Source organism: Lentzea sp. CA-135723 (genome assembly GCF_050936595.1).
Taxonomy (GTDB): domain Bacteria; phylum Actinomycetota; class Actinomycetes; order Mycobacteriales; family Pseudonocardiaceae; genus Lentzea.
This window is the reverse complement of the sequence record NZ_JBNJMK010000001.1, coordinates 3,159,446-3,176,272: the sequence shown is the minus strand read 5'-3', so window position 1 is coordinate 3,176,272 and position 16,827 is coordinate 3,159,446. Positions and strand designations below refer to the sequence as shown.

The window sequence follows — 16,827 nt, the reverse complement described above, 5'->3', positions numbered from 1 at the left end:
CCAGCTCCTACCGGAGCCGGGGGCCGTTCGCTTTCCGGTGTTCCGTCCAGGTCCTCGCGGCCTCAGTGGCCGCTGTGTGCGTGAACTTCCGTCCCCACAAGCACACCAGTGACGCCGCGAAGGCGGTGACAGCCTCAGCGGGCGCCTTCCTGAACTCCTCGAACTGCGCGGCCCACTCTTCGGCCTGCCTGGGACTGTGGCCTTCGGCGACCAGTCGTACGACGGTGAACGCCGGGTCGATCCAAGCCGCGCCGATCCGCCACCACGCCCAGTCGACGACACGAGCGGTGTCGGAGACGAGGATGTTCAGCGGATTGAGGTCGGAGTGGACCAACGTCGCACCGCGCATGTGACGCGGTGCTCGTGCCGCCCACTCGTTGGCAGGCTCGTTCGCGAGTGCCGCTTCCCAGTGATCGGCGATCATTCGTCGCGCTGCAGGTGGCTGGACCGTGCCGATCTTCTCGATGGCACTCGCTACGAAGGGGAGATCGGGAGAACCGGGGGAGAGGTCGGCGTGCCTCCCGGAAACGTGCTCGAAGCCGAGCAGCAGCCAGCCGTCCTGCTCGACACGCCACAGCAAGCGCGGCGCGAGCTCAGCCGGAAGAAACGGGTTCACTTCGGCCTCGTTGCGGTGCATGACCGCCTGCGGGCTGTCCGTTGGACCGCCTTTGCAGAAAACCGGCCCGTCAGTGGTGTGCAGCGACGCGGCGAACGCGGAGTTGCGGCCGACGGAGGCGCTCTCCGCGTTCCGCACGAGTCCTGTGCGGTCCTCAACGGCCTTGCGCACGTCGGCCGGCAACTCCTGCCAATCGAGGCGGCTGCTCATCAACGTTCCTCAGTTCGCGGTCCCGCCGCCCTGGCCGCAGTCGGTGCAGCCCGCGTGGCACTGCGAGCAACGGCCGCTGCCGCTCAGCCACAACTCGGCGTGGAACGGCAGCCCGGCGGCCTTGATCGCGTCCACAGTAGGGCTGAGGACGTCCGCTGTCGCGCGCCCCACCGGCGCGTCGAACTCGTCCGGCACGTGGTGGATGAACCTTCCGGCGACCCTCTCGCAGAAGTCGGCGTAGTCACGGGTGTTGAGGATGAACTGGTGCCAGCCGAGGTCGACCTGCCTGCTCGGCCGGAAACGGCTGTGCGGACTGGCGGCGCACACCGCGAGAAAGCTGATCGTGTCGGTCACGATCCGATCGGCCTCGACCACGGTGATCGAATGTTCGGAGGTCAGTTGCAGGCGCAGGCGGTGCCGCACCTCGGTCGGCACGGCCGAGGGGGCACAGGTGGTCGCGGCCATCGGGTTCTCCTGATCCTCGTGCGGGTGTTGATGTCTGCTGACCAGCCTGTTCGCGAACAGGATCGAGCGGAATGAACCGGTGTGGCACTTCCGTGGCACTTGCGGTGCGCCGGCACGCGCGCACCTGGTTCCATGAGGCCGGGAGGAGGTCGCGCCATGGGGTCTCTGGCTCACTGGACGGGCCGCGAAGCCGGCGTGCTCCGGCGCGCGCTGAGGCTGAGCGTGCGTGCGTTCGCGGAACGTCTAGGCGTTGGCGTCCGCACCGTGACCAAGTGGGAGTCGCTCGGAGCTCGGACCACGCCGCGCCCGTTCATGCAGTCCATTCTCGACACCGCGCTGTCCGCGGCGGATGCGGAAGCCAAGCAGCGCTTCGAGTTGCTGCTGCGGCAGGACGGCGAGACGCCGGTGCGCGACTACTACCGCGGCTGCCCGAAGGAATGGGACTACGAGACCTGGACCGACGACCTGGGACGAGCGGCGGCGTGCCTGACCCAGCAGGACTTCACGTTCGCGGGCAGCCTCGTCGACCGCTGGCTCCGGCGCTTCTCGCCGCTGGAGCTCGACGGTCACGGCCTGCACCTGCACGCCCGGTCGCTGGTCCTGCTGGGCGACCTGCAACGAGACCAGGGCGATGTGCACGGACCCCTGTCCGCCTCGCACACCTACCGCCGCGCGCACCAGCTGTTCCGCGACCTGGGTGTGCCACGCCGAACAGCGCAGATCGAGTTGTCGCTCGCGGTCGTGGAGGAGATGAACGGACGGCTGGAACTGGCCGCCACCAGGTACGAGGCCCTGTCCTGCGACTCTCGCCTGAGCCCTCGTGACCGCACACGTGCCCTCCTGTGGGTGGGAACAGCCCTGAGCAAGAAGGGCGCCAACGAGCACGCGACAAGGGTGATGACCGAGGCAATCCGCCGCTTCGAACAATTGGAAGAACCAGAAGACTGGTCAGTCGCCCACCAGAAGTTGGCCCTCGCACACCGCGGGCCGGTCGGCTCAGCGAAGCGATCCGCTACATCGACATCGCCCTCGAGAACAGCTCGGACTCCCCGATGCAGCGAGTCCGCCTGCAGACAGCGCGCGCCCACATCTTGCTGTCCGACCACGAGACCTCAGCAGGTGGCTTTCAACTGCTCCAAGAGGCTGCCGGAACGTCACGTAGGTTCGGCATGTCTCATCAGCTGGCCAGCATCGAAGCCATCCGCAGCGCCTTCGAGCACGTGAACTAGGAGTCCACCACCCGTGAGCAGGCCGATCACCGACGAGCAGAGGCGCGACGCGGAGACCATCTGGGACTATCACCAGATGGGGCACGATCCGCGCCCGGTCGACGTGGCCATCGGCCTCGGCAGCCACGACCTGGGCGTGGCGACCTACTCGGCCGAGCTGTACCGGGCGGACTTGTTCCCACTGCTCGTCTTCAGCGGCGGCAACAGCCCGACGACGGCAGCCCGTTTCCCGCGCGGCGAGGCCGTGCACTACCGCGAGCACGCCTTGTCGCGAGGCGTTCCGGACACCGCGATGCTCGTGGAGCCGCACGCGGGCAACACCGGGCAGAACGTGACGTTCTCGCGCGCGCTCCTGACCGCCAACGGCCACGAGCCGCGCTCGGTTCTGCTCATCTCCAAGCCCTACATGGAACGCCGCGCCTATGCCACGTGCCGGAAGGTGTGGCCGGAAGTCGAGGTCTTCTGCGCCTCGGAGGCACTGAAGTTCGACGACTACGTTCAGTCGATCGGCGACGAGAAGCTCGTCGTCGACATGCTCGTAGGCGATCTGCAACGAGTGGTGGAGTACCCGAAGCAGGGATTCGCCGTGGAACAGGACGTACCGGCAGACGTCCTGGCCGCGTACGGACGCCTCATCGAGGCAGGGTTCGACAGCCGCATGCTGCACGCCTGACCGCCACGACGGCGAAGCCGAAGGCGAGCCCGACAGAGCGCAGGCACCGGGGTAGGGCTGCCGAGCGCAATGCCGCAGGCGAGGCGCCCTTCCCCCTCACCGCCGTCAAACCGGTGTGGTGACGTACAGCCCCAATCTCTATCGTCGCGAAGCGGCGATGACTGAACCACGCTCGTCAGGGCCCAACGCAACCAATCCACAAAGGTGACCAGCTCAACCCGGCCACCCCGCAGGAACCGGAACCAGCCGGCGCAACCCGCAGGAACCGGAACCAGCCGGCGCAACCCGCACCCGAGCACCCACCCGACCCTCACCACCAGGGCCCAACAGAGCGCCCCAACACCCCACAACCCCACCCAACCGAACCCATCGGCCCGGTATGGGAACTTCGTCCTGAAAGTTTCCGGAACAAAGTCGTGAGAGCGTTCCCATTGACGTGGACGTAACACGCCGTTGAGGATCGGCGGCATGCATTGGAGAAGCACTCTCGCCGCAGTGCTGGGGCTGACGCTCGCCGCCGGCACGACCTCGGCGGCCGTCGCGCAGGACGCGCAGCACTGGCCGCCGAAGCCGACGCAACCGGTCATCGGGCAGCCCAAGACGGAGCACGGCTGTGCCCGCATCGAGAAGTCCCTGCCGGAGCTCAAGGACTGGCCGAAGGTCGACAGCCAGCTCGACGGCGACCGCAAGGACGAGGCGCGCATCAAGGCGATCCTCAAGGACATGACGCTGGCCGAGAAGGTCGGCCAGATGACGCAGCCCGAGATCAACGCGATCACGCCTGCCGACGTCACGACCTACGGGTTCGGCTCGATCCTCAACGGTGGCGGCAGCTGGCCCGGCGCCAAGAAGAACGCGACGCCGCAGGAGTGGCTGGCGCTCGCGGACGCCTTCTTCGAGGCCTCGAAGCAGACGCGCACCAAGATCCCCGCCATCTGGGGCATCGACGCGGTGCACGGCAACAACAACGTCTTCGGCGCGACGGTCTTCCCGCACAACATCGGCCTGGGCGCGACGCAGGACCCGTGCCTGATCCGCGACATCAACGAGGCCACGGCCGAGCAGATTCGCGCGACCGGCCAGGACTGGGCGTTCGCGCCGACGCTCGCCGTCGTGCAGGACGACCGGTGGGGCCGCACCTACGAGGGCTTCTCCGAGGACCCGCGCATCACGCGTGCCTACGGCTACGAGGCCGTTCGCGGTCTGCAGGACAACGCCAAGAAGCGCATCAGCGAGGACGGCGTCATCGCCACCGCGAAGCACTTCCTCGGTGACGGCGGCACGACCGGCGGCAAGGACCAGGGCGTCAACGCCTTCTCCGAGAAGGACATGATCAACCTGCACGGCCAGGGCTACTACGGTGCCCTCGCCGCAGGTGCGCAGACGGTGATGATCTCGTTCAACAGCTGGACGAACGACGTCATCAACGAGGGCAAGGTGCACGGCTCGAAGTACGTGCAGTCCGGCATCCTCAAGGGCAAGATGGGCTTCGACGGCCTGCTCGTCGGCGACTGGAACGGCCACGGCCAGGTCACCGGCTGCACCAACGGCGGCTGCCCGCAGGCGGTGAACGCCGGTCTCGACATCTTCATGGTGCCGAACGACTGGAAGGCGTTCATCACCAACACGATCGCGTCCGTCGAAAAGGGCGAGATCCCGATGGCGCGCATCGACGACGCCGTCACCCGCATCCTGCGCGTCAAGCTGCGCGCCGGCATCTTCGAGGCCAAGAAGCCGTCGCTGCGCGAGCACGCCGGTGACGCGAAGGCGTTGCAGCACAAGGAACTGGCGCGCGAGGCCGTGCGCGAGTCCGCGGTGCTGCTGAAGAACGACAAGCGCGTGCTGCCGTTGTCCAAGCGCAGCAAGGTGCTCGTGGTCGGCAAGAGCGCCGACAACATCGGCAACCAGACCGGTGGCTGGACGCTGTCGTGGCAGGGCACCGGCAACACCAACGCCGACTTCCCGAACGCCACCAGCATCCTCAAGGGCATCCAGGACACCCTGGGCACCTCGAACGTGACGTTCTCCGCGACCGCGGACGGCGTGGACGCGTCGCAGTTCGACGCCGTCATCGCCGTCATCGGTGAGACCCCGTACGCGGAGGGCGTCGGCGACCTCGGCAAGCGCTCCTTCGAGGCCGCTCGCCTGCAGCCGCAGGACCTCGCCGTGCTGGACAAGGTCTCCGGCAAGGGCAAGCCGGTCGTCACCGTCTACGTCGGCGGCCGCGCGCTCTACATGAACAAGGAGATCAACCGCTCCGACGCGTTCGTCGCGGCGTGGCTGCCCGGTTCCGAGGGCGGCGGCATCGCCGACCTGCTGATCCGCGGCCGGCACAACGGGTTCAGCGGCAAGCTGTCCTACTCGTGGCCCGGCGAGGCCTGCCCGGCGCTGCCCGGTGAGCCCGCCAAGAAGCCGCTGTTCAAGCTCGGCTACGGCCTGCGCGACTGGGAGACCGGCCGCGTCGGCAAGCTCGACGAGACCAGCCCCGGCGCCCTGTGCTCCGGCGGTGGCGGCGGCACGGCCACCGAGGACCTGGAGGTCTTCAACCGCACCGACATCGCGCCCTACCAGTCGATGATCGGCTCGGCGGAGAACTGGGGCGGCACGGTCATCGGCCCCGACGGCCAGGCCTCGCACGCCGAGATCAACGTCGTCCAGTCCGACGTCAACGTCCAGCAGGACGCGCTCAAGACGACGTGGACCGGCACCGGCCCCGGCCAGGTGTACCTGCAGAGCCCCGCGCCGAGCGACCTGCGTGGGTACGGCAACGCCAACTCGGCCATCGTGTTCGACGTGATCGTGCACCAGGCCCCGGCCAACCGCACGGTCATCAGCTCGCACTGCCAGTACCCGTGCATGGCCGAGATCGATGCCACGCAGGCGTTCCGGAACCTCCCCGTCGGGCAGAAGTCGACCGTCAAGATCCCGGTCTCCTGCTTCTCCGACAAGGGACTGGACCTGGAGCTCGTCAACACGCCGTTCCTCGTCTACACCGACGGCGCGTTCCAGGCCTCGTTCGCGAACATCCGCTGGGTGCCCAAGGCGGGAGCTGATCCAGACGCCTTGCCCTGCACGTAACCGCACGAACAACGAGCCCTCGCCGGGAAACCGGCGGGGGCTCGTTCCCGTCAGGACTGTTCCAGGAGGAACCGCGCCGCCTTCCGCGCCTGCCGCGCGGGCTCCGACGACACCGTGATCGCCGTGTTCGTCATCGCCCCCTCGAACAGCAGGAAGATCGAGTCCGCCACCCACTCCGGCTTGCCCAGGCCCGCGACCATCGCCGCGATCGCGCCCCGCACCCCGGACTTCTGGTGGCGCACCACCGCCGTCACGCGGTCGGACGACGGCCCCAGCTCCGCGTAGGAGTTGATGAACGCGCAGCCGCGGAAGTCCGTCGTCCCCGACGAGTCCGCCATCCAGTCGAAGATCGCGAGGATCTGCTCCTCCGGCGTGGCCGCGCGCGCCACGTACTGCATGGTCGCCGCCGTGATGGCCTCCTCCCGGCGCCGCAGCACCTCCTCGACCAGCGCGTCCTTGCCGTCGAAGAGCTGGTAGAGCTTCTTCAACGAGACGCCGGCCTCGGCGCGCAGCTCGTCCATGCCGACCGCGTGCGCGCTCTTCGCGTAAAAGAGCCGGTCAGCGGCCTCTAGCACCCGCTCCCGCGCCTCTGTGTCCGTCGTCACGCCGATAACCCCTTGCTCTGGAGAACGCTCGTTCTCTACCTTAGCACTCATGCCGGAGAACGATCGTTCTCCACAACTGAGGGAGACGGACATGTCGAAGATCGTGCTGGTTCACGGACTGTGGCTCACCGCGGGCAGCTGGAAGAACGTCGCCGAACGCTTCGAGGCCGCCGGCCACGAGGTGCTCACCCCGACCTGGCCCGGCTACGGCGAGGTCGCCGAGATGCGGGCGCACCCGGAGGTCGCGAACGGCCTCGGCGTCGTCGAGATCACCGACCACGTGGAGAAGTTCATCCGCGACCACAACGCGGAGGACGCGATCATCATGGGCCATTCGTTCGGCGGCCTGATCACGCAGAAGCTGCTCGACCGCGGCCTCGGCAAGGCAGGCGTCGCGATCCACTCCGCGCCCGCCAAGGGCACGCTGGGCCTGCCGTTCTCCTCGCTCAAGGCCGCGTTCCCGGTGCTGAAGAACCCGGCCAACGCCAAGCGCAACGTCGCCCTGACCGCCGAGGAGTGGCACTTCGCCTTCACCAACACCCTGCCGGAGGCCGAAGCCGAGGCCCTGCGCGAGAAGTGGGCCATCACCGCCCCCGGACGCCCGCTGTGGCAGGCCGCGACCGCCAACTTCACCACCCACAACGCCACGAAGGTCGACTACAAGAACCCGAACCGCGCGCCTCTGCTGTTCATCGCGAGCGAGAGCGACAACGTCGTGCCCGCGTCGATGAACCGCGAGAACGCCCGCCGGTACAGGACGGCCAGTGTCACGGAGATCAAGGAGTTCCCGGGCCGCCCGCACTTCGTCATGGGCACCGAAGGCTGGGAAGAGGTCGCCGACTACGCCCTCACCTGGGCCGACAAGTTCTAGCCGTCGAGGTCCACGGGCTCGCCCCTGATGGCGGTCACCGCACCGCCGGTCGCAGCGGCGAGCCAGACCTCGAAGTCGTCCGGGTCCTTCGTGAGAACGGTGAAGGTGACGTCATGACCGTAGTCGGTGTCCGCGACGTGGTACCCGGCCGCGCGCAACGCGTTCTCGAGCTTCCCCGCCTGGTCGTGCTCCACGGCCAGCAGCACGCTCTCGTGCCGCTCGCGCGTCAACGTGCCGAGAGCGTCGACGGCCTCGGAAACAGCCCGTCCGTACGCGCGGACCAGGCCACCGGCCCCGAGCTTGATCCCGCCGTAGTAGCGGGTGACGACGACTGCGGTGTCCACGAGGTCCCGCCGCGTCAGCACCTCCAGCATCGGAACCCCGGCCGTGCCGGCGGGTTCGCCGTCGTCCGACGAACGCTGCGTGTCCGCCGTCCGGAACGCCGTGCAGTTGTGCGAGGCCTGCCAGTGCTCCTTGCGGACCCGCGCGAAGAACTCCGAGGCCTCGGCGTCGGAGGTGACGCGGGCGACGTGGCACAGGAACCGCGACCGCTGGATCTCGATCTCGTGCGTGCCGTCCCGCTTGATCACCTTCACGAGTCGATTGTCCGCCGCCGTTCGGCCTCGCCGAACAGCGCGTCCAACTCGGCCGGCGGCACCTCCTCCAGCTGCTCGTACGTGCACTCCGGCGGCGTCTTGTCCGAGCGGAACCGCACCAGCCGCGCGGTGTGCCGGAAGCGTCCGCCCTGCACGTGCTCGTACCGCACCTCGGCCACCCGCGACGGGTCGAGCAGCACGACCTGGAGCTGCTTCTCGGGGTTCCACCGGCTGTTCATGCCGGGCCCCTCGTAGGTCGCCCACGCCGCCCACGGGTGGTCGGCGGGGTTCAGCAACGGCGCCAGCTCCTCGACCAGCTCCCGCCGCCGCGCCGCCGTGAAGCTGCTCGCCACGCCGACGTTGTGCAGCTCGCCGTCCTGGTAGAGCCCGAGCACCAGCGACCCGACCGTCTCGCCGTCCTTGTGCCACCGGTAGCCCGCGACCACGCAGTCGGCCGTCCGCTCGTGCTTCACCTTGAACATCACGCGCTTGTCCGGCTCGTACACCCCGTCCAGCGCCTTGACCACCACACCGTCGAACCCGGCGCCCTCGAACCGGGTGAACCAGTCCTGCGCCACGTCCGGGTCCGTTGTGGACGGTGTCAGGTAGACGCCGGGCACCTCCGCGACCACCTTCTCCAACCTGGACCGCCGCTCCGCGAGCGTCAGCCCGGTGACGTCCTCGTCGCCCAGCGCCAGCAGGTCGAACGCCACGAAGCTCGCGGGCGTCTCCACCGACAGCTTCCGCACCCGCGACGCGGCGGGGTGCAGCCGCAGCTGCAACGTGTCGAAGCTCAGCCCGTCCGGCGTCACCAGCACGATCTCGCCGTCCACCACGCACCGCGGCGGCAGGGCGGCCTTCAGCAGCTCGACGACCTCGGGGAAGTACCTGGTCAGCGGCTTGTCGTTGCGCGAGCCGAGCTCCACCTCGTCGCCGTCGCGGAACACCACGCACCGGAACCCGTCCCACTTGGGCTCGTACGCGAGCCCGTCCCCGCGCGGCAGCGAGGGGACGGACTTCGCGAGCATCGGCTTCACCGGCGGCATCACGGGCAGGTCCACACCGGGACCATAAGCTCAGCGCAACGACACCGCGAGCTTTTCGAGTTCCCGCACGTCCGCGTCCATGCCGTCGTCCTCGGGGATCGCGAGCGCGATCGGCCGCCGCAACGTCACCGCACCCGACCGGCGCGTCTCCAGCCCGGCCCGCAGCCGGTCCGACAGCGGCAGGTCCTCCGGCGTCTCCGCCACGTACGGGCTGATCCGCACCAGTCCGTCGCGGCACTCGATCACCCGGCGGTAGTAGCGCCGGTGCACGCCCCGCAACGACACCGCGTCCCGCCGCGACGGCACCCGGTGCAGGGCGTCCTCGGGGAACGACTGGTGCAGCAACGTCCACAGTGGAGCGAGCCGGTGGTAGGTCCGCAGGTGCCGCAGCCACAACCGAGATGCGGCGAACCGCATCGCGAAGATCGGGTAGATCACGCCGACCACGCAGAACAGCACGCCCGGCAACAGGAACCACACCGCGGTCGTCAGCAGCCAGCGGGGGAGCGGCTCGCCGAAGTAGCGGGACACGTTGGACGCCACGAAGATCGCGTCGGCGGGTACCAGCAGTGCGAGGCCCGTCGAGGTGATCAGCAGGCCGCGGCGCAGCCGGGGCTCGGCGCCGCGGGCGTACCGGCGCGCCCACACGAACATCGTGCCGAAGCCGTAGAGCAGGTAACCGTTGCCCAGCGCGTAGAACACCGTGATCGCGAGGACTCCGGTCGGGCCGCCGCCGAGGGAGTTCGGCACGCGCGCCGCCGCCACCCTCAGGTCGTCGGGGATCGAGAGCACCGCCCACGTCATGACGGCGATGCACAACGCCAGCGGCGCCAGCTGGAACAACGCCTGCCGCTTGGCCCGCACGTCGTCCAGCGCGGAGAAGATGAAGAAGCAGATCAGGCCGTACACGCCGACCTGGAGCATCGCGTGCTGGATCAGCTGGCACACCATCGGGTCGAGCCCGAGGAACCACCGCCCGTTGGCCGCGGCGCGTCCGAACGGGTAGCCGATCGCCCAGCCGGCGACCAGACCCGTGACCGACCGCAGGCGCGGGTCGTGGGGTCTGCGCACCAGCAGGTACAGCACGACCGCGAGGGCTGAGAACGCGACGATGCCCTGGGTTTCCTTCAGGTACTCCACTTACAACCACCCCAGGCGGTCCGCGAGCGACTTCGACATGCGCCGGGCAGGGCCCTCCGACGCGCGCGGCGCCACCTTGTCCAGCACCGACGCCCACTCCAGGATGATCGTCGCGACCGTCTCGGCCTCGCGTTCGTGGTCCGAGTCGTAGGACGTGCGCCGCAACGCCCGCCGCACCGCGTCCGGCTCGAGGTCGGGGTAGAGGCCCGCGAGCAGGTCGTCGTCCTGCTCGTCGCTCGTGTGCCCGGCCAGCAGGTGACCGAGCTCGTGCAGGATGATGTGGTTCTGGTGCGCCTTCGACGTCTCCTGCTGGTACAGGATGTAGTCGGCCTTGGCGGTCGCGATCCACACGCCGTACGGGCCGGGCACCGGGATCGGGTGCGCGATCAGCCGGATCGGCCTGCCGCGCTGGTCACCGACCCGCCGGCACAGCTCGTGCACGTCGAGTGGTGGCTGGATGTCCAGCTCGTTCAGCAGGCGGCGGCACCGCTTGCGCAAATCTCGTTCGGCCACGAGTCATCCTTCGCCGCGCTCGGCCTGTTCCTGTCGGTAGACCACGTCGAGCAGCTCCATGACCAGGCGGCGGCGGTCCGGCGACAGTTCCCCCGCACGCATCGCCATGAGCTGCGCGTCACTGCCCGAGGCGATTTCGTTCAGGCGCGACTGCTCGTCCTGCAACGACTTCAGCTGCTCGTCGACGCGATCGGTGACCTCGTCGTCGAAGAAGTAGCTCACGGGCACACCGAAGAAGCCTGCCAGTGCCTGCAAGTGCTTGAACGTCGGGTTGTCCTTCTTGCCCTTGCGCAGCTGCCAGATGTAGCTCTGCGAGATCGTCAGGCCCGTGTCGGCGATCGCGGCGGCGACCTGTTCGTTGCTGTACTCCTGGCCTGACCTGGAGGTATGTCTGGCGAAGAGGTGGTTGAGCTTGTCCGCCAGGGACCGTTGCACCGCCATTGCCGCCTCCCCCGTTGCTCGCGGTGAGCGTCTCCACCCACGGAAAGGGCTATCTGGGTGACGGGATTTTCACCAGTTGAAAGCCCTCCAATGGCCAACATAGACTCCCCCCGTGCCTGTCTCAACTGCGGAGGGTGTTCGCGTGGTCCGGGACGGTCACAAAAGTCCACCTGATCGCCACTTCGCGGAGGTTCCGGGACATGGCGCTTGCTGAACGACAGGGGTCGTTCCACCAGTCGGTGATCGACGTCGTCTACAAGACCATGAACCAGCTCGCGCAGACCGACTCGCCCGACGAGGTCTTCGAACTGCGCGAGCAGCTGCGTGCTGCCCTGCCCTGGTGGCGGGGCCTGCTGCGGATGCACGAGCCGAACGAGCGCCACCGGTGCAAGTCGTGCCACACCTGGTACGGGCGGCACCGCGCGTGGCCCTGCCCGGTCTGGCGGGACGCGGTGCAGGCGCTGCACCAGCTCAACGACATGTACGGGTTCCTCGGCGCCCCGCACCCCACCGACCCGTTGCCGGGGGAGCGGGTCGTGGTGAGCGGTTCCGGCCGCCTGGGCGAGCAGAACCGCTCACGCTCGACCTAGAAGGACACCTTGTCCGTGCTGTCCGCGCGCAGCACCGACTGCTGGCCGAACTGGGACTTGTAGTCGCGCCGGATCTCCTCGATCTCGCGGTTCGCGGCGCGGTCGGAGAGCGGGTACAGCAGGATCAGGACGTAGGAGTCCTCCTTGCCGCCCTTCCACTGGCCGTGCGCCTGGATCCAGGTGAGGCCGTCGGGGAAGGCCGGGGTCACCTCCGCGTCGAGGAACGACTCGAACTGCGCCGGGGTGATGGGCGTGCCGTTCTGCAGGTTGCCGCCGAAGTACAGCTCGGTGCGCTTGTACTGCTCGCCGGGGGACGGGGCGGCGGTGCCGGCGGCGCTCGCCGAGGTGAGGCCCAGCATGAGGGCGCCGACCAGCCATGCCACCGTTGCGCGTCGTGTCGTCATGAGCACATCCAACCGGCCGGAACCCGGCCGGCTGAACGTGTTTCGCTCCTTGGGAACCTGGTGGCGCTCTAGCCGATCTTGAAGCTCTGCGCGGCCGAACCGTTGCAGGTCATCTGCACCAGCTGCACGCCGTCAGCGCTACCGCCGTTCGCGGCCAGGCACTTGTTCGAGTGCCTCGCCGTCAGCGTCGAGTAGCCGTCGGACCCGGTCGTGACCCGCCACTGCTGGTTGGTCGAACCGAAGTTGTCCCACAGGTGGATGCCGGTGTTGTCCGCGGTGGACGGGCCGCTCACGTCCAGCACCTTGTTCGGGTCGTTGCGGTACTCGACCCGCGAGAACCCGTCCGTCGTCGCCACGACGCGGAAGTTCTGCGCCGTGGTGCCGTTGCACGCGTACTGCTGGATCACGGTGCCGTTGGTCAGGCCCGCCCCCGCCGCGTCGACGCACTTGCCGTTGCCGCGGTTGGTGATCGTCTTCCACTCGCCCTGCGGCGGCGGGGTGCCGCCACCGCCCAGCCAGAGCAGGCTGTCGATGAGGAAGTTGTTCTGCGTGGCGCTCGCGAACGTGGACGACAACGGCCGGTTCGCCGCGTAGTCCATGGCGTTGTGGCCGAAGTTCGCGTAGATCATCTTGTAGTTCTTGTTCGTCCACATGATCGGGTAGTAGCCCGAGCGCCACTGCTGGTTCGGGTCGGTGCCGAGCGGGAAGCTCGACGGGTCGACGCTCGCCAGGATCTGGATGTTCGGGTTCTGCCGCAGGTCGCGGTCCCAGCTGTACCACTCGCTGACCGCGGAGGTGAACCTCTCCGGCAACCGCAGGGTCGACGGGTGCGTGCGGGTCTCGACCTTCAGCGTCGCGGTCGTCGGGCCCCACGTGTTGCTGACGAAGTTGCCCTTGGCCAGGAACGTGTTGTGGTACCACGGCCACTCGTTCGCGTTCTGGGTGAACGCGCTGACGTGGAAGCCGAAGAAGCCGCCGCCCGCCTCGATGTAGCGCTGGAAGCCGGACCGCGCCGCCGCACCCGTGGGCGCGTCGTCGAGGAAGATCACGACCTGGGCCTGGGCCGGGGTGAGGTTGTTCAGCCGGTTCCAGTCACGGGTCGACTCGTAGGTGAAGCCGTTCTCCTGACCCGCGCGGGTCAGCCAGGGGTTCGCCTCGTTGACGAACGCGATGTGCGCGGCGTCCCAGGTGCCGTTGTAGAACGCCAGCACCTTGAACGGTGCCGCCTGGGCCGTGCTCGCCGCCGAGAGAGAAACCGGGACGAGGGTGGCGGCGAGCATTGCCAGCAACGCCAACAGTTTTCTGGCCATTCGGGTACACACCTTCGTGTAGCAGGGGTTGCGCGCCCGAAGATCATCGTAGAGAAGGTCTAGACCTCCTGGGGACCGGTACGTTCACAGAATTCTTTTGCGCCACAACATGAACCCGCCGAGCACGGCGAGCCCGCCCAGAGCGGCGACCACGGCCGACAAGCCGATCCTGGTGGCGTCGGACGGCGGTTGTTCGGCGCTCGACGCAACGGGAACGGGCCGGGGCGTGCTCTGCTTCGCGCTGGACGGTGCCGACGACGACGACGTGGCCGAGGACGGCGGCGTCGCTTTGGCGGCCGGCGGTGGCTGCACAGGCGGGGCGGCGGCCGCCTGCTGCTGGGCCTGGGTCTGGACGGGTTTCGCCGGGGCGGCGATCTCGACGTCCGTGCACGAGTAGTACGTGTCCGGTGTGTCGGTGTTCTGCCAGACCGTGTAGATCAGGTGCCGCCCGGTGAGGCTCTTCGGTAACCGGACCTGGAACTCGTAGGCGCCGTTCACGAGCGGGGGCGACGGCACGTTCAGGAACTGGTCGAGGTCGGCCCAGGTCAGCGGCTTCGCCGGCTGGTAACCCGCGCGGGTGACGTAGAAGCGGAACGAGCCCTGGTGGGGGATCGTGGCCCTGTAGGTGAAGCCGGTGTCCTTGAGCTTGGTCACAGGCCACTGCGCGCTCGGGGCGTCCAGGCCGGTGTACTTCGCGAGGCCCGCGCTGCACAGCCGCCCGTCGGGGACCTTCTGCTGGTCCAGGCCCCGCACGTCGGGCAGCCGGATGTTGTCCCACTCCTTGGACGGGAGCCCCGCCGCGATGGCGGCGCGGCACGGCGGGGATGATGCTGTGGGCTGACCTGGCGAACACAGGAAAGCCCTGCTCGGCGGGTCAGTGGGCGCACCGTGGGCGTGCGCGGGAACCACAGAGAGCATCATGAGCAGCGTTAGCACGCCCAAAAGGCGAAACACCGGGCACCTCCCCTGTCTTTCCAGGAGTACGCGTGCCAGACCCGAGTCGTTCACGGAAGATGTAATGTCATGTCCTTCGCTGATGAGGTGTCCGCGGCCGCAGCCCGGCTCGGTGGAGTCGCGCGCACCACGCCGCTAGAGGTCAACCAGCGGTTGTCCGAGAAGACCGGCGCCCGCGTGTGGTTCAAGCGCGAGGACCTCCAGGTCGGCCGCTCCTACAAGCTGCGCGGAGCGTTCAACCTGCTCTGCCAGACCGAGTTCGCGTTCGGCGGCGCCGTCTGCGCCTCGGCGGGCAACCACGGCCAGGGCATGGCCTACGCCTGCCGCCGCCTGGGCATCGAGGGCCGCGTCCACGTGCCGAGGACCACGCCCCGCCAGAAGCGCGACCGCATCCACGCCCTCGGCCAGGGCATGGTGCAGCTGATCGTCGACGGCGACACCTACGACGACGCGGCCGCGCTCGCCAAGGAGTACGCCATCGCCACCGGCGCCACCCTGGTTCCGGCCTTCGACGACCGCCGCACCGTCGCCGGCCAGGGCACGGTGGGCCTGGAGATCGTCCAGCAGCTCGGCGGCGCCCCGGACGTCGTGATCGTGCCGATCGGCGGCGGAGGCCTGCTCTCCGGCGTCGGCACGTGGTTCCGCGAGCGCTTCCCGAAGACCAGGATCATCGGCGTCGAACCGGCCGGTGCCGCGTCGATGATCGCCGCCGTGCAGGCGGGCGAGCCGGTGACGCTGCCCAACGTGGACTCGTTCGTCGACGGCGCCGCGGTGCGCAGGGCGGGCGACGTGACGTTCCCGATGGTCCGCGACTCCGGCGCCGAGCTGCTCACCGTGTCCGAGGGCGCGGTCTGCACCGAGATGCTGGAGCTCTACCAGATCGACGGCATCATCGCGGAACCCGCGGGCGCGCTGGCCTCGGCCGCGCTGGTGGAGGAGATCGCCGTGGCACCGGACGCGACGGTCGTGTGCCTGCTGTCCGGCGGCAACAACGACGTGTCCCGGTACGCCGAGATCGTCGAGCGGTCGATGATCCACCGCGGCCTCAAGCACTGGTTCCTGGTGGAGTTCCCGCAGGAGCCCGGCGCGCTGCGGCGGTTCCTCGACGACGTGCTCGGCAAGGACGACGACATCGTGCAGTTCGAGTACGTGAAGCGGGACAACCGGGAGACCGGGGCCGCGCTGGTGTGCGTCGAGCTGGGCCGGCGCGAGGACTACGACCTGCTGTGGGGGCGGATGAAGGAGTCCCCGCTCAAGATCCAGCACGTGGAGCCGGGGTCGACGGCGTACCGCTTCCTGATCTGACGCGAGGGCGTGCCGGGCACCCCGTTCGCGGGATGCCCGGCACCTAGCGGGTACTGCGGCTCGGGCGGGTACTGCGGCTCTGGCGTCTACGGCTTGGGCGGGCAGACCTTCCACGCGAAGTGGTAGGTCGTCTCGATCGACCCGTCCGTCGAGTCCATCGAGATGAAGCTGGTGACCTTCTTCGGGTCCGACGTGCCCGCCATGACCCGCAGCTCCGTGTTGATGTTGAAGTTCCGCTTCTCGCCGCACGGGTGGTAGACGATGGCGGCCACGTCGGTCGTGTCCGTCGCCTGCCAGTCATCGCTGAACGGGCCCTTGTAGTTGTGCTGCCGGTACTCGGTCTGCGACATGCCCTGGAAGTAGTAGTTGGCCTTCTCCAGGGCCGTGGCGCCGCGCTCCAGGTGCGCGAAGCCCCGGTAGTCGGTGGACGCGATGCCGTAGGTGAAGCCCGACGGCACGTTGACGCGCAGGTTCAGCTGGCAGTTCTTGCGGAAGTCGGTCGGCAGGGCCTGCGGGCCGACCTGCGCCATGAACTCGCTGTAGGTGACGGTGAACGCCTTGTTGTCCGGGCTGACGGCCACGGCGGCCGTGCCCGCCCGGCAGCCGGAGCCGTTGATCGTCACGACGTCGATGGTGATGTGGTCCGGCGGGGGAGTGTCACCGGGGGCGCCGCCGGGCGGGACGATGATCGTCGACATCGCGAGCGCGGCCGCGGCCAGTGTGTTGAGCATCGGGCACCTTTCCTGTCGGAACGTTCGGGCGGCGGCGGTCGATGCCGGGA

Annotated in this window: 18 protein-coding genes; 6 read left to right on the top strand and 12 right to left on the bottom strand. The window is 68.6% G+C overall.

The features are described 5' to 3' along the window. Positions 1-7: 7 nt before the first annotated feature. Positions 8-826, bottom strand: coding sequence for a phosphotransferase family protein (locus ACQEU1_RS13610; protein WP_433200263.1), 819 nt, complete (start codon positions 824-826; stop codon positions 8-10). A gap of 9 nt (positions 827-835) precedes the next feature. Further along, a complete protein-coding gene (locus tag ACQEU1_RS13605) occupies positions 836-1,291 on the bottom strand; it encodes a glycine-rich domain-containing protein (protein ID WP_433200260.1) in 456 nt (151 codons plus the stop codon). A gap of 156 nt (positions 1,292-1,447) precedes the next feature. Here ACQEU1_RS13605 and ACQEU1_RS13600 point away from each other — a divergent pair, with 156 nt between their 5' ends. The 3 genes from ACQEU1_RS13600 (at position 1,448) to ACQEU1_RS13590 (ending at position 6,271) form a co-directional block, all read left to right on the top strand. Beyond that, entirely contained in the window at positions 1,448-2,515 is a 1,068-nt protein-coding gene (locus tag ACQEU1_RS13600; protein ID WP_433200257.1) for a helix-turn-helix domain-containing protein, read from the top strand. 18 nt (positions 2,516-2,533) lie between these two features. Beyond that, positions 2,534-3,193 carry a YdcF family protein gene (locus tag ACQEU1_RS13595; protein ID WP_433200254.1) on the top strand — a complete coding sequence of 220 codons (660 nt, stop codon included), beginning with the start codon at positions 2,534-2,536 and terminating at the stop codon, positions 3,191-3,193. 468 nt (positions 3,194-3,661) lie between these two features. Beyond that, the gene (locus ACQEU1_RS13590) at positions 3,662-6,271 is read left to right on the top strand and encodes a glycoside hydrolase family 3 protein (RefSeq protein ID WP_433200251.1); all 2,610 of its coding nucleotides are present in this window, start codon (positions 3,662-3,664) and stop codon (positions 6,269-6,271) included. A 50-nt stretch (positions 6,272-6,321) separates the two neighbouring features. Here the strand turns inward: ACQEU1_RS13590 and ACQEU1_RS13585 are convergent, their stop codons facing one another. After that, positions 6,322-6,876 (bottom strand): TetR/AcrR family transcriptional regulator, encoded by a 555-nt coding sequence (locus ACQEU1_RS13585; RefSeq protein ID WP_433200248.1) that lies wholly within the window; start codon positions 6,874-6,876, stop codon positions 6,322-6,324. 91 nt (positions 6,877-6,967) lie between these two features. Between ACQEU1_RS13585 and ACQEU1_RS13580 the strand changes: the two genes are divergently transcribed. After that, entirely contained in the window at positions 6,968-7,747 is a 780-nt protein-coding gene (locus ACQEU1_RS13580; protein ID WP_433200245.1) for an alpha/beta hydrolase, read from the top strand. Here the strand turns inward: ACQEU1_RS13580 and ACQEU1_RS13575 are convergent. Genes ACQEU1_RS13575 through ACQEU1_RS13555 form a run of 5 tightly spaced genes read right to left on the bottom strand, consistent with a single transcriptional unit; the run spans position 7,744 to position 11,483 of the window. Then, positions 7,744-8,343: a YigZ family protein gene (locus ACQEU1_RS13575; RefSeq protein ID WP_433200242.1), complete on the bottom strand. Its 600-nt coding sequence runs from the start codon at positions 8,341-8,343 to the stop codon at positions 7,744-7,746. The two genes, ACQEU1_RS13580 and ACQEU1_RS13575, sit on opposite strands and share 4 nt — an antisense overlap. Next, the gene (locus tag ACQEU1_RS13570) at positions 8,340-9,404 is read right to left on the bottom strand and encodes an ATP-dependent DNA ligase (protein WP_433200239.1); all 1,065 of its coding nucleotides are present in this window, start codon (positions 9,402-9,404) and stop codon (positions 8,340-8,342) included. Before ACQEU1_RS13570 ends, ACQEU1_RS13575 begins: the two co-directional genes overlap by 4 nt. A gap of 15 nt (positions 9,405-9,419) precedes the next feature. After that, positions 9,420-10,529 carry an MAB_1171c family putative transporter gene (locus ACQEU1_RS13565; RefSeq protein ID WP_433200236.1) on the bottom strand — a complete coding sequence of 370 codons (1,110 nt, stop codon included), beginning with the start codon at positions 10,527-10,529 and terminating at the stop codon, positions 9,420-9,422. Further along, positions 10,530-11,042, bottom strand: coding sequence for a hypothetical protein (locus ACQEU1_RS13560; protein ID WP_433200233.1), 513 nt, complete (start codon positions 11,040-11,042; stop codon positions 10,530-10,532). It lies immediately after the preceding gene. Positions 11,043-11,045: 3 nt separating this feature from the next. Continuing rightward, on the bottom strand, positions 11,046-11,483 hold the full coding sequence (locus ACQEU1_RS13555) for a helix-turn-helix domain-containing protein (RefSeq protein WP_433200230.1): 438 nt from the start codon (positions 11,481-11,483) through the stop codon (positions 11,046-11,048). Between the two features lie 200 nt (positions 11,484-11,683). Here ACQEU1_RS13555 and ACQEU1_RS13550 point away from each other — a divergent pair, with 200 nt between their 5' ends. After that, positions 11,684-12,073 carry a hypothetical protein gene (locus ACQEU1_RS13550; RefSeq protein ID WP_394621164.1) on the top strand — a complete coding sequence of 130 codons (390 nt, stop codon included), beginning with the start codon at positions 11,684-11,686 and terminating at the stop codon, positions 12,071-12,073. Here the strand turns inward: ACQEU1_RS13550 and ACQEU1_RS13545 are convergent. The 3 genes from ACQEU1_RS13545 to ACQEU1_RS13535 all read right to left on the bottom strand — a co-directional run bounded on the left by ACQEU1_RS13545 (position 12,070) and on the right by ACQEU1_RS13535 (position 14,723). After that, a complete protein-coding gene (locus ACQEU1_RS13545; protein WP_433200227.1) occupies positions 12,070-12,477 on the bottom strand; it encodes a DUF3574 domain-containing protein in 408 nt (135 codons plus the stop codon). The two genes, ACQEU1_RS13550 and ACQEU1_RS13545, sit on opposite strands and share 4 nt — an antisense overlap. A gap of 68 nt (positions 12,478-12,545) precedes the next feature. Beyond that, complete coding sequence (locus ACQEU1_RS13540; RefSeq protein ID WP_433200224.1) at positions 12,546-13,787, bottom strand: ThuA domain-containing protein; 1,242 nt, start codon at positions 13,785-13,787, stop codon at positions 12,546-12,548. A gap of 84 nt (positions 13,788-13,871) precedes the next feature. Next, entirely contained in the window at positions 13,872-14,723 is an 852-nt protein-coding gene (locus ACQEU1_RS13535; RefSeq protein WP_433200221.1) for a lytic polysaccharide monooxygenase auxiliary activity family 9 protein, read from the bottom strand. Between the two features lie 87 nt (positions 14,724-14,810). Between ACQEU1_RS13535 and ilvA the strand changes: the two genes are divergently transcribed. Next, positions 14,811-16,046, top strand: coding sequence for a threonine ammonia-lyase IlvA (ilvA, locus tag ACQEU1_RS13530; protein WP_433200218.1), 1,236 nt, complete (start codon positions 14,811-14,813; stop codon positions 16,044-16,046). An 86-nt stretch (positions 16,047-16,132) separates the two neighbouring features. On the opposite strand, the gene ACQEU1_RS13525 is transcribed toward ilvA, so the two are convergent. Continuing rightward, positions 16,133-16,777, bottom strand: a complete 645-nt coding sequence (locus tag ACQEU1_RS13525; RefSeq protein WP_433200215.1) for a DUF4360 domain-containing protein — start codon at positions 16,775-16,777, stop codon at positions 16,133-16,135. Positions 16,778-16,827: the final 50 nt, after the last annotated feature.